Consider the following 15467-nt stretch of genomic DNA (forward strand, 5'->3'; position numbering starts at 1 on the left):
CGCTCGACTTCGGCGTAGCAGGCGTCGGTAGCTGTCCACGATCGAGAGCCGCCTCAGCGGCCCGCAAACGAGTCGCGTGAACACGTCGCAAAACTGACAGGCGTCAGCGGTCGCGCCGTGAGTCGGGATTAGCGCTTGCGGCGTCGCGGATCGATGCCGTTCTGTTCGAGTAGCTTGCGGAGGCGCGTGTTGTCCATCCATAGCGTAGCGAACGCAGACACCATCATCAAAATGGGAAACCATTCGCCAGTCCCGGCGATGATGGCCCAGCCGACAACGAAGCAAATGAGTGCCGTTCCGATAAGCAAGAGGCGATCCGCAATCCATTTCATCGCGCACCCCGGATCGCCGTGTTGGTTTTCAGACCGAGATAGCTATGCGGGCCGGGCGCGAGAACTTCGGGATGCCGCAGGATTTGCGCCATGACGAGCGGATGAATCGCCAGCCCGTAGCGTGCCCCCCATTGCGCGACCGCAAGTGACGTGTTTGCGTTGCCCTTGCCGATGCCGCAAGCAAGCGACGCATCAGTCGCGACCATCAGGCTACCGATAACCGCGCCTAGATAGATGCTGCCAAGAATCGACGTGCCGACCGTGACCATTTCCAACTTCGTCGTCGCACCGATCAATTCGGCGACCGTCGCGTTTGCGCCTAATGCCTTCAGGGCACCCATCATTGATCCTACGCTCGCGAGCGACGTTTGCAGTGTCGCGAACAGCGTTGCGGGAACGGGCATATGAAGCGCGTTCATATTGTCTTGGAAGGCTTGCGAAAAACTGGTGCAAGTCGGTGACGACATGGGGCTTTCTCCGGATTGAGCGGGAATTTTCGCATATCCGCCATACCGCCCGACCCGACAACCCTAACAGGTCATCCGGAAGATGGAGGCTACGCCAATGGTCCGCATCGGCGCTAGGGCGGGTTGCTAGGGTTAGGCCGCCGCCCAACCCTTACCCCGCATCACGAACGGCCCTACGGCCCGAAAACCAAACCGTCAAAAGGTGACAGTTTGTCGCATACAGACCTGAAAGGGATGTCAGTTTGCTTTATGCTGCCGTCGGTCTGCATGAAGCCGTCCCTTCACACGGCAGGGGTCACTGGTTCGATCCCAGTACCGCCCACCAAAGAATTCAAGGGCCTGCGTCTCACGACGCAGGCCCTTTTCGTTTTGCGCGCCGCTTTCGCATGTTTCATGCGTCGCAAGCGACAGCGCGTCACGCGACATCCGTCCGCCACGTAATATCCAGTAACGAATTCGTAACACTGATCTGATAGCGGCTGACTAGAATCGATCGACAATGACAGCCGGCCGAGCGGCACCGGCTCCCGAGTCCAATCAAGACGAACGGGGATCTGGACCGCGCGTTGCGCGGCTGGTTCATACCGTCGCGACTACCCATGACATTGTCGAATTCACACACCCTGTGGCTGACCGGCTTGAGTGGCGCCGGCAAGTCCACGCTCTCGCGCGAGATCGCCGCACACTTGCGCGCGCACAACAACATTCCTGTCTGTATTCTCGACGGCGACGAACTGCGCTCGGGTGTCTCCCCCGATCTCGGGTTCAGGCGCGACGATCGCGCCGAGAATTGCCGACGCACCGCGGAAATCGCGAAGCTGCTGAACAGCCAGGGCATCATGGTTGTGGTCGCGCTGATTTCGCCGTATGAAGTCGACCGGCAACTGGCGCGCAAGATCGTCGGTGCCGAGCGCTTCGTCGAAATCTATCTGAAGACCGACATCGAGACCTGCTCCGCGCGCGATCCGAAACGTCTGTACGCCAAGGCGATCACCGGCCAGACGCGCCAGTTCACCGGCATCTCCGATCCGTACGAAGTACCCGTGTCCCCGGATCTCGTCGTCGAAACCGGAGCGATGTCCATCTCCGAGTGCGTCGCGCGCATCATCGAATTCGACCAGCAGCGCTTCGACCACGTCTGATCGACGCACCGCGACGGCTCACTTTGCGCGCGCGACACGCTCCGCCGTCGCGTCGAACGCGCGCTTCGCCTTGTCGACGATCTCGTCGACCTCCCCCTCCCGAATCACGAGCGGCGGCGACAGCAGCATCCGGTCGCCGGTCGCACGCATGATCAGGTTGCCGTTGAAACAAAAGTCGCGGCAGATCGTGCCGACATCGACGCTCGCGTCGAAACGCTCGCGCCGGTCGCGATCGCGCGCGATCTGCACGCCGGCAACCAGCCCTGCCCCCGCAATCTCGCCGACGATCGGATGCTCGCCGAGCGCCTCTCGCAGCCGGCGCTGGAAATACGGACCGATGTCGCGCTTCACGCGCTCGACGATGCCTTCGTCGCGCAGCAGCTTCAGGTTCGCGACCGCGACGGCCGCGGCGACCGGGTGGCCCGAGTACGTGAGGCCGTGATTGAATTCGCCGTTGTCGATGATCGGGCGCGCGATGCGCTCGTGAATGCCCACCGCGCCCATCGGCACGTAGCCCGACGTCAGGCCCTTGGCCATCGTGATCAGGTCCGGCTCGAAACCGAAATGCTGGTGCGCGAACCATTCGCCGGTGCGGCCGAACCCGCCGATCACTTCGTCCGCGACGAGCAGGATGTCGTACTTGCGGCAGATCCGCTGGATTTCCGGCCAGTACGTCGACGGCGGGAAGATCACGCCGCCCGCCCCCTGGAACGGCTCGCCGATGAACGCGGCGACGTTCTCGGCACCCAGTTCGAGGATCTTCGCTTCGAGCTGCTGCGCGCGTGCGAGGCCGAATGCCTCGGGCGTCTCGCCGGCCTGCGCTTCGCCGAAGAAGTACGGCTGGTCGATGTGCACGATGTGCTCGACCTTCGACGGCATCTGCTCGTGCATGTAGCCCATCCCGCCGAGCGTGCCGCCGGCGATCGTCGAGCCGTGATAACCGTTCTTGCGCGAGATCACGTATTTCTTCTGCGGCTTGCCCTGCACGCGCCAGTACTGGTGCACGAGGCGCAGCACGGTGTCGTTGCCTTCCGAGCCGCTGTTGCAATAGAAGAAGTGATTGAAGCCCGCGGGCGTCACTTCGGCGAGCATCGCCGACAGCTCGATCACCGGCGGGTGTGTCGTCTTGAAGAACGTGTTGTAGAACGGCAGTTCCTGGAGCTGGCGATACGCGGCGTCGGCGAGTTCCTTGCGGCCGTAGCCGACGTTCACGCACCAGAGGCCGGCCATCCCGTCGATCACCTTGTTGCCGTCGGAATCCCACAGATAGACGCCGTCGGCCTTCACGATCACGCGGCTGCCCGCGCGGTTCAGCGCGCCCATGTCGGAAAACGGGTGGATGTGGTGCGCGGCGTCGAGCGCGCGGTATTCGGCGGTCGAGCGCGCGGCGACGGATTCGTTTCGTTCGGTCATGTTTTCTCCGCAAGACGATGCCGCACGCTCATACGTGCAGCAGAAGATGCCTGCGTTCCCACGAACTGATCACGCGGAAGAACGCTTCGTATTCGGTATCCTTCAACGCCAGATACGCCTTCACGAACTTGTCGCCGAGAATGCCGGCGAGCGGCGTGCACGCGGCCATCAGCGAGATGCCCTCCTCCAGATTGCGCGGCAACTGGTATGGCAGGTCGTAGCCGTCCGACGCGATCGGCTCGGTCGGCGCGAGGTTCTGCGTGAGGCCGAGATAGCCGGCGGCGAGCGTCGCCGCGAACGCCAGATACGGATTGCAGTCGACGCCCGGAATCCGGTTCTCGATGCGCCGCCCGGCCGGCGCCGACTGCGGAATGCGAAAGCCGACCGTGCGGTTGTCGTAGCCCCACTGCACGTTGATCGGCGCGGCCATGAAGCGCGACAGCCGGCGATACGAGTTGATGTACGGCGCGAAGATCGGCATCAGCGCGGGCGTGTATTTCTGCAGCCCGGCGAGATAGCTGTGGAACATCGGCGACACGGCGCCGCCTTCGTCGGCGAACAGGTTGTGCCCCGTGCGTGCATCGGCCAGGCTCTGGTGGATATGCATCGCGGAGCCCGGCTCGTTTTCCATCGGCTTGGCCATGAACGTCGCGTACATGTTGTGGCGCAGCGCGGCCTCGCGCACCGTGCGCTTGAACAGGAACACCTGATCGGCCAGCGACAGCGCATCGCCGTGCACGAAATTGATCTCCATCTGCGCGGCGCCGACTTCGTGAATCAGGGTCTCGATATCGAGGCCCTGCATCTCGCAGTATTCGTAGATGTCCTCGAACAGCGGATCGAATTCGTTGACGGCTTCGATCGAATACGACTGGCGGCCGGTTTCCGCACGGCCGGTGCGCCCGACCGGCGGACGCAACGGCAGATCGGGATCGGCGTTCATGTCGACCAGATAGAACTCGAGCTCGGGCGCGACCACCGGCCTCCAGCCCTTCGCCTTGTACAGATCGAGCACGCGGCGCAGCACGTAGCGCGGCGAGATCTCGACGGGCGAGCCGTCGAAGTGCACGCAATCGTGAATCACCTGCGCGGTCGGATCGACGGCCCACGGAATCAGGCAGATCGTCGACGGATCGGGCACGCACACCATGTCGGGATCGGTCACGCCGGTCAGCGTGCCGTCCTCCGGATAGTCGCCGGTGACGGTCTGCACCATCACGGCCTGCGGCAGGCGCATCGATTCGCCGGACTCGAATTTGTTGCGCGGAATGATCTTGCCGCGCGCGATGCCGGCCATGTCGGGAATGATCGCCTCGACTTCCGTGATGCGATGCTGACGCAGGAATTCGCTCAGTTCGGGTTGCATGATCGGCCTCGTTCAGTCGATGTCGGATGCGGCCGGCGACGGCATGGTGCCGCCTGCCGCATGAATGCGATGCGTCATGCGCGCGCGGCACGCCGCGCCGAATGCCGCGAAGATGTCGCGCGACAGCGGTTGCTCCGCGAAACGCCACTCGGGATGCCACTGCACGCCGAGCGCGAACGCGCGCGCGCCGCGCACGCTGACGGCCTCGATCAGGCCGTCGGGGGCGCTCGCCTCGATCGCGAGCCCGGCACCGAGCCGCGCGATGCCCTGGTCGTGCAGCGAATTGACCATCGCGTCGTGCGCGCCGCGCGCCACGCGTTGCAACAGCCCGCCCGGCGCGAGCTGCACACGGTGCGCGGGGCCGTACTGCCGCTCGAGCGGGTCGCCCGTGCGCTCGCGGTGATCGTCGAAACCAGGGCTCGCATGCAGCCGCTGATGCAGCGTGCCGCCATAGGCGACGTTCAGCTCCTGCATGCCGCGGCAGATCGCGAGCACGGGCACGCCCGCGTCGATCGCCGCGCGGATCAGCGGCAACGCGGTCGCATCGCGCGCGGGATCGTGCAGCGTGTCGGGCGTGCTGGCCGGACCGCCGTAATGATGGGGTTCGACGTTCGAATAGCTGCCGGTCAGCAGCAGCCCGTCGATCGACGCGACGAGCGCATCGACCGGCTGCCGCGCGCCGAGCGCGGGCAGCACGAACGCCAGCGCGCCGGCGCCGTCGACGAGCGCGACGAGGTACTTCTCGCCTGCCGTGTGGTTCGGATGAGCGCCGCGCATGATGCGATCGGCGGTGACGGCTACGATCGGGCGCGCGCGCATGGTCGCCTCCGCGGTAAGCGCGCGGCACATGCCGGCACGCACGACGAGGGAAACCCGCGCCGGCGCGGCACGCGTCCATGCGCGATGCTGCCGCGCGATCGGTGCGGCAACGTGCGGCGCGGCCCGAAGCTCAAGCGTGAAGGGACGCTAGGGTAACAACGACGCGCTGCCGTCGCACTGCACGGCACTGAACACGTACGCGGTCACGAGGTTGAAGCGGCGCAGGCCGCGATGGGACACAGCGAAGAAACGAGGCTCGCGTGGGAGGGCGGTGCGCGTGCCGCGATCTGCAGGCCGGATCGGCCCGGCTTGAGGCGGCGCGCCCGCCGACGGACTTCGGGTCCGACGTATCGAAGGGCTGGCGGCTTTCACGATCGTACTCGACTGACTGATGAAGGCAGGACACGTGTCGCGATGAAACGGGAGCGGCAATGCCGCGCGGCGACACGTCGGCAAGGTGTCTCGCAGCGGATTCCGGCACGGTACGGCGATGATCCACGCCGTCTGCACCGGTGCGCGCGCGACGACTTCCTGACATTCAGCTTATATCACCTAAAAATTGCGTCAAATTTTCAGGTGTCGAATCCGACATCGATCAGACGAAAAAAACGGCATCGACCGGGCGGGTCGATGCCGTTTTGTGCGCCGCGTCGATGCGTTCAGCCCGCGCCGGCGGGACGCGACGCGATGCTGCCTCGCGCTGCCGCATGCAGCGGCCGATGGCTCAACGATGTGCGAGCGCGGTTTCGACGAGCGTCTGCAGCAGCGGCACGATTTGCGCGGCGCGCGCTTCGTCGTATGCGTACGGACGCGTCTCTTCCATGTACGTGATCTGCGACAGTTCGAGCTGCACGGCTTCGACGCCGGTCTCGGGCACGCCATAGTGACGCGTGATGTAGCCGCCCTTGAAGCGCCCGTTCGCGACGGCCGTATAGCCGCCATGCGCGCTCACGCACGCGGCCAGCGCCTCGGCGAGGCCGGGCGCCGCACTCGCGCCGCTCGACGTGCCGAAGTTGAAGTCCGGCAGGCGCCCGTCGAAGAAGCGCGGCACGTGCGAGCGGATCGAATGCGCTTCCCACACGAGCACGCGGCCGTGCTCGCGCTTCAGGCGCGCGATCTCGCCTTGCAGCGCGTCGTGATACGGCAGCCAGTAACGGTCGCGACGGCGCATGATCTCGTCGTTGCCGGGCAGCGCGTTCGCCGGATACAGCGGCGCCTTGTCGAACGTGTCGACCGGCACGAGCCCGGTCGTGTCCTGCCCGGGATACAGGTTCTCGTTGTCGGGCGGGCGGTTCAGGTCGACGACGTAACGCGTGTGCGACGGCACGAGGATCGATGCGCCGAGCTTCGCGGCGAACCCGTACAGCCGCTCGAGATGCCAGTCGCAATCGTCGACGAAGCGCGCGTCGGGCGTCATCGTCGCGGCGATGTCGTCGGGAATATGCGTGCCAGCGTGCGGAATCGAGATCAGCAGCGGCAGCGTGCCCTGCTTCAGCGTGAATACAGCCGGTTGTTCAGTCATGTCGCTTCACCGTAAAAGTCTGCCGGCGCACGCGGACGGCGTGCGCCGGATGCTGCGCGTTCAGCGCAGCAGTTGCGCCAGCGCGGCGCGGTAGTCGGCATACGCAACGGCTTCGTCGCGATGGCGACGGCCGCTCACGACACACTCGCCGCCCGTGTAGACGTCGCGTACCGGCGTGTCGCCGTGCTCGGCGAACACCGCGCCCGACAGCCAGGACGCGCTGTCGTGTTCCGCGATCGCCGGATGATCGGGATCGAGCACGAGCCAGTCGGCGCGCGCGCCTTCGCGCAGCGCGCCGATGCGCCGCCCGCTTGCCTGCGCACCGCCCGCGAGGGACGCATCGAACAGACGATCGGCGACATGCGCCTGCGTGTCGCTCGCCAGCACGTTGCGCGCGCGATGTACGAGCCGCTGCCCGTATTCGAGCAGGCGCAGCTCAGAGCGCCAGTCGACCGACGCATGGCTGTCGGAACCGACGCCGATCACGCCGCCCTGCGCGAGATAGTCGACGGCCGGGAACACGCCGTCGCCGAGGTTCGCTTCGGTCGTCAGGCACAGGCCGGCCACCGCACGGCGCTTCGCGAGCGCCGCCGTTTCGGCCGCGTCGACGTGCGTCGCGTGCACGAGGCACCAGCGCGCATCGACGTCGAAGCGATCGAGCAGCCATTGCACGGGACGTGCGCCGTAGGCACGCACGCAGTCGTCCACTTCGGCCGTCTGCTCGGCGATATGGATGTGCACCGGCGCATCGTCGGGCAAGCCTTCGAGCAGCATGCGCAGCCCGTTCTCGGACACCGCGCGCAGCGAGTGCGGCGCGACGCCGTAGCGCAGCCCGCCATGCTCGGGCGCGACGCGGCGCATCGCGTCGAGCAGCTCGAGCAGCCCGTCCGGCGTGTTGATGAAGCGGCGCTGGTCGTCACGCGGCGGCTTGTTGCCGAAGCCGGCGAACTGGTACGACACCGGCAGCATCGTGATGCCGATGCCGGCCGAGCGCGCCGCGTCGATCACGCGCGTGCCGAGTTCCGCGATCTGCGGATAGCGCGAGCCGTCCTGCGTGTGGTGCACGTAGTGGAATTCGCACACCGACGTGTAGCCGCACTTGAGCATCTCGACGTACAGCCAGCGTGCGATCGCCGCGAGTGCATCGGGCGTGATCTTCAGCGCGAAGCGGTACATCAGGTCGCGCCAGCTCCAGAAGCTGTCGGCGGGATTCGCGCGGTATTCGGTGAGCCCCGCCATCGCGCGCTGGAACGCGTGCGAATGCAGGTTCGGCATGCCGGGCAGCACGGGCCCGGCCGCGCGCGCGACGCCTGCCGGCGCGTCGGTGTCGGGCGTCACGCCGGTCAGCGTGCCGGCCGCGTCCCAGCGCAGCAGCACGTTGCGGCGCCAGCCATCGGGCAGGTATGCGTGGTCCGCGAACAACGTCATTTCGGTCATCGTCAGTCTCGATTCGTCCAGGGCTGGCCGTTCGTCCGGCGAAACACGGTCGCACCGCCGCGCACGACCTGCTGGCACAGCGGCCGGCCGATCCAGTAAGCGAGCTCCGCCAGCGAGCCGACCGGCCAGACCGCGAAGTCGGCCTGGCGGCCGGCTTCGAGCGCACCATGGCGATCCGCGCGGCCGAGCGCCGCGGCCGCATGGCGCGTCACGCCCTGCAGCACCTCGGGTACCGTCATGCGGAACAGCGTGCAGCCCATGTTCATCGTCAGCAGCAGCGATTCGAGCGGCGACGTGCCGGGATTGTGATCGGTCGCGAGCGCGATCGGCACGCCGTGCTTGCGCAGCAGGTCGAGCGGCGGCAATTGCGTTTCGCGGATGAAGTAGTACGCGCCGGGCAGCAGCACGGCGACCGTGCCGGCCGCCTTCATGGCTTCGATGCCGGCTTCGTCGAGAAACTCGAGGTGATCGGCGGACAGCGCGCGGTAACGCGCGGCCAGTGCGGTGCCGCCCGCGTTCGACAGCTGTTCCGCGTGCAGCTTCACGGGCAAGCCGCGCCGCGTCGCGGCCTCGAATACGCGCTCGGTCTGCGCGAGCGAAAAACCGATGCGTTCGCAGAACACGTCGACCGCGTCGACGAGCCCTTCGTCGGCCAGCGCCGGCAGCATGCGTTCGCACACTTCGTCGATGTATTCGTCCGCGCGGCCCGCATATTCCGGCGGCAGCGCGTGCGCGCCGAGGAACGTGGTGTACACGGTGACCGGGAAACGCTCGCCCAGCTGGCGCGCGACGCGCAGCATCTTGCGTTCGCTCGCGAGGTCGAGCCCGTAGCCCGACTTGATCTCGAGCGCGGTCACGCCTTCGGCGAGCAGCGGCTGCAGGCGTGAGGCGGCCTGCACGAACAGCGTCGTCTCGTCGGCCGCGCGCGTCGCGCGCACCGTCGACACGATCCCGCCGCCCTGCCGCGCGATCTCCTCGTAGCTGACGCCCGCGAGGCGCTGCGCGAACTCGTCGGCGCGCGTGCCGCCGTACACGAGGTGCGTGTGGCAGTCGACGAGGCCCGGCGTCACCCACGCGCCGTGCAAATCCTCGCGCTGCCAGTGCGCATAGCCGTGCGGCAGCGCGGAGAACGCGCCGAGCCATGCGATCGTGCCGGTTTCGTCGACGGCGATCGCCGCGTCGTCGATCGTCTCGTCGGGATGGCCGTGCGGACACAGCCTCAGGTGATGCCAGACAGTCGGTTTCATGCGTTCAGTCTCGTTCGCCGACGGTGAGCGACACGGCGAGCAGCGCGCCGCCTCCGCTCACGACGACGTCAAGCGCACGCTGCGGCCCGTCGAGCCGCAGCGTGTCCATTTCCTGCAGCGCGTAGTGCGCGCCGTCGATCTCGACGCCGACCGCGCCGGTCGCGCAAAACAGCAGCACGGTATCGGCGCGCTCGACACGGTGCGTGCCTTCGGGCCACACGTCGACCGACCCGCGCGCAGCCGAACGGCGCGTCATCAGGTTGAAGTCGCGCGTCGCGCCGTCGTGCAGCGTCGCGTCGATCGCCGCTTCGCCCGCGAAATCCGCGCGCGCGAGCGGCACGTCGAGCACGTGCTTCGCACCGCCCGCTTCCGCGAGCGTCATGCCCGCGCCGGACAGCAGCACGAGCGTGCGGTCGATGCCGTCGAAACGCGAGAACGGCCCGGCCGCGCCGACGTCCGCGACGCTCACGCGCCATGCGAACGTATCGAGCGCGGCGCCCGGCGGGAACGCGCCGATTTCGCGCGTCACGCCGCCGCCGTTCTTCCACGGCGATGCGACGAGATCCGCTGCGCGGATCGTCGTCGCGATCACCGGCGCCTGGTCGAGCGCCGTCATGCTCAGCGGCCGAGCATCGGCAGCTTCAGGCCGGCTTCGCGGGCCGTCTGCTGCGCGAGTTCGTAGCCGGCATCCGCGTGGCGCATCACGCCCGTCGCCGGATCGTTCAGCAGCACGCGACCGAGACGCTCGTGCGCATCGGCGGTGCCGTCGGCGACGATCACGACGCCCGAGTGCTGCGAGAAGCCCATGCCGACGCCGCCGCCATGATGCAGCGACACCCACGATGCGCCGCCCGCGGTGTTCAGCAGCGCGTTCAGCAGCGGCCAGTCGCTCACGGCGTCCGAACCGTCCTTCATCGATTCCGTCTCGCGGTTCGGGCTCGCGACCGAACCCGTGTCGAGGTGGTCGCGGCCGATCACGATCGGGGCCTTCAGTTCGCCGTTCTTCACCATCTCGTTGAACGCCTGGCCGAGGCGATAGCGATCCTTCACGCCGACCCAGCAGATCCGTGCCGGCAGGCCCTGGAACGCGATGCGCTCACGCGCCATGTCGAGCCAGTTGTGCAGGTGCGGATCGTCGGGGATCAGCTCCTTCACCTTCTGGTCGGTCTTGTAGATGTCTTCCGGATCGCCCGACAGCGCGACCCAGCGGAACGGGCCCTTGCCTTCGCAGAACAGCGGGCGGATATACGCCGGCACGAAGCCCGGGAAGTCGAATGCGTTCTCGACGCCCATTTCCAGCGCCATCTGGCGGATGTTGTTGCCGTAGTCGAGCGTCGCCGCGCCACGTTCCTGCAGATCCAGCATCGCCTGCACCTGGACGGCCATCGACTGCTTCGCGACCTTCACGATGCTCTGCGGGTCGACCTTCTGCGCTTCGCGCCATTGCGCGACGGTCCAGCCTTGCGGCAGGTAGCCGTTGATCGGGTCGTGCGCGCTCGTCTGATCGGTCACGCAATCCGGCGTGATGCCGCGCTTGACGAGTTCCGGGAACACGTCGGCCGCGTTGCCGAGCAGGCCGATCGACACCGGCTTGCCGGTGCGCTTCGCTTCCTCGATCATGCCGAGCGCTTCGTCGAGCGTCGTCGCCTTCTTGTCGACGTAACGCGTCTTCAGACGGAAATCGATGCGCGTCTCGTCGCATTCGACCGCGATCATCGAGAAGCCGGCCATCGTCGCTGCCAGCGGCTGCGCGCCGCCCATGCCGCCCAGGCCGCCCGTCAGGATCCAGCGGCCCGACGGATCGCCGTTGAAGTGCTGGTTCGCGACCGAGAAGAACGTTTCATAGGTGCCTTGCACGATGCCCTGGCTACCGATGTAGATCCAGCTGCCGGCCGTCATCTGGCCGTACATCATCAGGCCCTTGCGGTCGAGTTCATGGAAGTGATCCCAGGTCGCCCAGTGCGGCACGAGGTTCGAGTTCGCGAGCAGCACGCGCGGCGCATCCTTGTGCGTGCGGAACACACCGACCGGCTTGCCCGACTGGATCAGCAGCGTCTCGTTCTCTTCGAGATCCTTCAGCGACGCGAGGATCTGGTCGTAGCATTCCCAGTTGCGCGCCGCGCGGCCGATGCCGCCGTAGACGACGAGCGAATGCGGATGCTCGGCGACTTCCGCGTCGAGGTTGTTCTGGATCATCCGGTAGGCCGCTTCGGCCAGCCAGGTCTTGCAGACCTTCTCGCTGCCGCGCGGTGCGCGGATCGTGCGCGTCGGATCGAGACGGGGATCGATGTGTTTCGGATGGTTCATGACGACTGCTCCCGAGGGAAAGTGAATATCAATAAGGAATCAGAAATGCCCGGTGAAGCGATAACGGCTGCCGGGATGCCACAGATTCGCCACCGAGGCGACGACGCCCTGCGACCAGGTACGCCGATGTAAAACCAGACACGGCTCGACGTCGTCCATCCGCAACTGCTCGCGCCGCTCGGGCGCCGGAGCCGCCGCTTCGATCCGGTACTCGACGCGCTGCAGCGGTGCCGCGCGCATCAGGTACAGGTTCGGCGTCGTATTCGTGAAATCCTGCTCGGCATAATCCGGCGCGACCGCCGGATTCACCCATCGTTCTTCGAGCTGGACAGGTTCGTCGTTCTCGAAGTGCAACACCTGCGAATGAAACAGCTTCGCGCGCATGGCCACCTGCATCTCGTCGGCGAGCGCCTCGTCGGCGCGGATCGTCGCGAGGCCGAGCACGCTGGCGTGATACGCATGCCCGCGCGCGCCGACCTCCTCCGAAATGCTGCGGATCGCAACCAGCGTCGACTCGTACTTCGGCCGCGCGACGTAGGTGCCGGCGCCCTTCATGCGCGTCAGCACCTGCTCGGCCGTCAACTCGCGCAACGCGCGGTTGACGGTCATGCGCGCGACCTTGAACTCGCGGGCCAGTTCGTTCTCGGAGGGCACCTGGTCGCCCTCCGCCCACTCGCCGGCGTGAATGCGGCCCAGGATGAAATCCTTGATCTCCTGGTAGACCGGCGCACTCATGGGCTTACTGTTCCGATGCGAACGAGAACGGCGCGACCTTCGCGAACGCGCGCTCGCCGACGAGCTTCGCGATCACGGCGATGTCCGGTGCGAAGTAGTGGTCGAGCTCGTAGTGCGCAACCTTGCCGCGGATCGTTTCCATCACCGGCGCCAGCTTCGGGCTCGTGTGGTACGGCGCGCGCAGGTCGACGCCTTGAGCGGCGGCCAGCAGTTCGATCGCGAGGATGTGCTTCGTGTTGTCCGCGATGTCGGCGAGCTTGCGCGCGGCGAACGTCGCCATCGACACGTGGTCTTCCTGGTTCGCCGAGGTCGGCAGCGAGTCGACCGACGCCGGGTGCGCGAGCGTCTTGTTTTCCGATGCCAGTGCGGCAGCCGTCACGTGGGCGATCATGAAGCCCGAGTTCACGCCGCCGTCCCGCACGAGGAACGGGGGCAGACCCGACAGCGTCGCGTCGATCAGCAGCGCGATGCGGCGTTCGGCCAGCGCGCCGATTTCCGATGCTGCAAGCGCGAGGTTGTCGGCCGCGAACGCGACGGGTTCGGCGTGGAAGTTGCCGCCCGACAGCACTTCGCCGGTATCCGGGAAGATCAGCGGGTTGTCCGACACGGCGTTCGCTTCGACGAGCAGCACGGCGGCCGCGTGGCGCATCTGGTCCAGGCACGCGCCCATCACCTGCGGCTGGCAGCGCAGGCTGTACGGATCCTGCACCTTGTCGCAGTCGCGGTGCGACTGGTTGATCGGCGAGCCTTCGAGCAGGTCGCGGTACGACGCCGCCGCGTCGATCTGGCCTTGATGGCCGCGCAGTTCGTGAATACGTGCGTCGAACGGCTTCACCGAGCCGGCTGCCGCGTCGACCGACAGCGCACCCGCGACGAGCGCGGTGCGGTACAGGTCTTCGATCGCGAACATGTTGTCGAGCGCCAGTGCGGTCGATGCCTGCGTGCCGTTCAGCAGCGCGAGACCTTCCTTCGCCTGCAGCGTCAGCGGCGCGAGGCCCGCGACACGCAGACCGTCGAGCGCGCTGGCGCGCTCGCCGCGGATGAACACTTCACCGACGCCGAGCAGCACGGCCGACATGTGCGCGAGCGGCGCGAGGTCGCCCGATGCGCCGACCGAGCCCTTCACCGGGATCAGCGGCAGCACGTCGGCGTTGAACAGCGTGATCAGCGCGTCCATCACTTCGCGGCGGATACCCGAGTGGCCGCGGCCGAGGCTCGACAGCTTCAGCGCCATCAGCAGGCGCACCGACGAGCGCGCCATCGGCTCGCCCACGCCGACGGCGTGCGACAGCACCAGGTTCTTCTGCAGCAACTCGAGCTGGTCGTGCGGGATGTGCGTGCTGGCCAGACGGCCGAAGCCCGTGTTGATGCCGTATGCCGGCTCGCCCTTCGCCGCGATGTCGGCGACGGCCTTCGCGCCGGCGTCGATCTTCGCGAAGCTCGCCGGGTCGAGCGTGAGCTGCACGGATTCGCGAGCGATCTTGCGCAGTTGCGGGAGGGTCAGGTGGCCGGGGGTCAACGTAATCATGTGAGCAATCCTGTCTAGACAAGTTCGGGATGGATTGCAGTTTAGCCACCGGAACTTGTCTAGACAACCCCGTTTTTCATGATTTCGACTCGGGAGTTTCCCTGATGTCCGGCGCGGCCCGCCGGGTCGGCCTGACGCACTCCGCGTTTAACATATGTTGCAATTATTTTGTCTTTGGCAACATATGAATCCTCACTCGCCTACAATCCGCCTACGGAGACTCGCCATGAACATCCCGCCCCGGTTGACCGCCCTTTTCGGCCGCAGCCTGCTCGTCGCCGCATGCGCGCTCGCGTGCGGCGCGCCGGTCGCAGCCGAGCCGCTGTCCGGCACGCTCGAGAAGATCCGGCAGAACAACCTGATCTCGATCGGCCATCGCGAAACGTCGGTGCCGTTCTCCTATGTCGACACCAGCGGCAAGGTCATCGGTTTCTCGCAGGATCTGTGCGATCGCGTGATCGCCGCCGTGAAGGCGCGCACCGGCAAGCCCGACCTGCAGGTGCGCTTCATCCCGGTCACGTCGCAGAACCGTATCCCGCTCGTGCAGAACGGCACCGTCGATCTCGAATGCGGGGTGACCACCAACCTCGCCGCACGGCACACCCAGGTCGCGTTCTCGACCACCTTCTTCGTCGCGACCACGCGCCTGCTCACGCGCACGAATTCGGGCATCCACGACTTCCCCGATCTCGCCGGCAAGACGGTCGTGACGAACCAGGGCACGACGTCCGAGCGCCTGCTGCGCAAGATGAACGAGGAAAAGAAGATGAACATGCAGATCATCAGCGCGAAGGACTACGGCGAAGGACGCCTCACGCTCGAATCGGGCCGCGCGGCCGCTTACATGATGGACGACGTGCTGCTCGCCGGCGTGCGCCAGCTCGCGGCGAAGCCGGCCGACTGGGCGATCGTCGGCACGCCGCAATCGTCGGAAGCGTACGGGTTCATGTCGCGCAAGGACGATCCGCAGTTCAAGGCGCTCGTGGATGGCGTGCTCGTGCAGCTGATGAAGAGCGGCGAGATCAACGCGCTGTACGACAAGTGGTTCATGAAGCCGGTGCCGCCGAAGGGGCTCGCGTTCGACTTCCCGATGAGCGACGTGATCAAGGCGCGCTACGCGGCGCCGAACGACGCACCGCTCGAGTAACTGGC

General features: G+C 66.6%; 14 protein-coding genes. 2 read left to right on the plus strand and 12 right to left on the minus strand.

The features are described 5' to 3' along the window. Positions 1-128 precede the first annotated feature (128 nt). Together BME24068_RS31260 and BME24068_RS31265 are read right to left on the minus strand one after the other, a co-directional pair. Positions 129-332, minus strand: coding sequence for a hypothetical protein (locus BME24068_RS31260; RefSeq protein WP_096508634.1), 204 nt, complete (start codon positions 330-332; stop codon positions 129-131). After that, complete coding sequence (locus tag BME24068_RS31265; RefSeq protein WP_239007599.1) at positions 329-799, minus strand: hypothetical protein; 471 nt, start codon at positions 797-799, stop codon at positions 329-331. Before BME24068_RS31265 ends, BME24068_RS31260 begins: the two co-directional genes overlap by 4 nt. Before the next feature lie 599 nt (positions 800-1398). Here BME24068_RS31265 and cysC point away from each other — a divergent pair. After that, on the plus strand, positions 1399-1941 hold the full coding sequence (gene cysC, locus BME24068_RS31270; protein ID WP_174928371.1) for an adenylyl-sulfate kinase: 543 nt from the start codon (positions 1399-1401) through the stop codon (positions 1939-1941). A gap of 18 nt (positions 1942-1959) precedes the next feature. Here cysC and BME24068_RS31275 read toward each other — a convergent pair whose 3' ends face one another. The 10 genes from BME24068_RS31275 to hutH all read right to left on the minus strand — a co-directional run bounded on the left by BME24068_RS31275 (position 1960) and on the right by hutH (position 14315). Next, complete coding sequence (locus BME24068_RS31275; protein ID WP_174928372.1) at positions 1960-3354, minus strand: aspartate aminotransferase family protein; 1395 nt, start codon at positions 3352-3354, stop codon at positions 1960-1962. Positions 3355-3382: 28 nt separating this feature from the next. Further along, entirely contained in the window at positions 3383-4720 is a 1338-nt protein-coding gene (locus BME24068_RS31280; protein ID WP_174928373.1) for a glutamine synthetase family protein, read from the minus strand. 12 nt (positions 4721-4732) lie between these two features. After that, positions 4733-5539, minus strand: a complete 807-nt coding sequence (locus BME24068_RS31285; protein WP_174928374.1) for a gamma-glutamyl-gamma-aminobutyrate hydrolase family protein — start codon at positions 5537-5539, stop codon at positions 4733-4735. A gap of 724 nt (positions 5540-6263) precedes the next feature. Then, complete coding sequence (gene hutG, locus BME24068_RS31290; RefSeq protein ID WP_174928375.1) at positions 6264-7061, minus strand: N-formylglutamate deformylase; 798 nt, start codon at positions 7059-7061, stop codon at positions 6264-6266. 60 nt (positions 7062-7121) lie between these two features. Continuing rightward, positions 7122-8498: a formimidoylglutamate deiminase gene (locus BME24068_RS31295; RefSeq protein ID WP_174928376.1), complete on the minus strand. Its 1377-nt coding sequence runs from the start codon at positions 8496-8498 to the stop codon at positions 7122-7124. Between the two features lie 2 nt (positions 8499-8500). After that, the gene (gene hutI / locus BME24068_RS31300) at positions 8501-9745 is read right to left on the minus strand and encodes an imidazolonepropionase (RefSeq protein WP_174928377.1); all 1245 of its coding nucleotides are present in this window, start codon (positions 9743-9745) and stop codon (positions 8501-8503) included. Between the two features lie 4 nt (positions 9746-9749). Beyond that, on the minus strand, positions 9750-10361 hold the full coding sequence (locus BME24068_RS31305) for a HutD/Ves family protein (protein ID WP_174928378.1): 612 nt from the start codon (positions 10359-10361) through the stop codon (positions 9750-9752). A gap of 2 nt (positions 10362-10363) precedes the next feature. After that, positions 10364-12052: a urocanate hydratase gene (gene hutU, locus BME24068_RS31310; protein WP_174928379.1), complete on the minus strand. Its 1689-nt coding sequence runs from the start codon at positions 12050-12052 to the stop codon at positions 10364-10366. A 39-nt stretch (positions 12053-12091) separates the two neighbouring features. After that, positions 12092-12787 carry a histidine utilization transcriptional repressor HutC gene (hutC, locus tag BME24068_RS31315; RefSeq protein ID WP_174928380.1) on the minus strand — a complete coding sequence of 232 codons (696 nt, stop codon included), beginning with the start codon at positions 12785-12787 and terminating at the stop codon, positions 12092-12094. 4 nt (positions 12788-12791) lie between these two features. Next, positions 12792-14315, minus strand: coding sequence for a histidine ammonia-lyase (hutH, locus tag BME24068_RS31320; protein ID WP_174928381.1), 1524 nt, complete (start codon positions 14313-14315; stop codon positions 12792-12794). A 226-nt stretch (positions 14316-14541) separates the two neighbouring features. Here hutH and BME24068_RS31325 point away from each other — a divergent pair, with 226 nt between their 5' ends. After that, the gene (locus BME24068_RS31325) at positions 14542-15462 is read left to right on the plus strand and encodes a glutamate/aspartate ABC transporter substrate-binding protein (protein WP_174928382.1); all 921 of its coding nucleotides are present in this window, start codon (positions 14542-14544) and stop codon (positions 15460-15462) included. Positions 15463-15467 lie beyond the last annotated feature (5 nt).

Source organism: Burkholderia anthina (assembly GCF_902498995.1).
Classification (GTDB): domain Bacteria; phylum Pseudomonadota; class Gammaproteobacteria; order Burkholderiales; family Burkholderiaceae; genus Burkholderia; species Burkholderia anthina.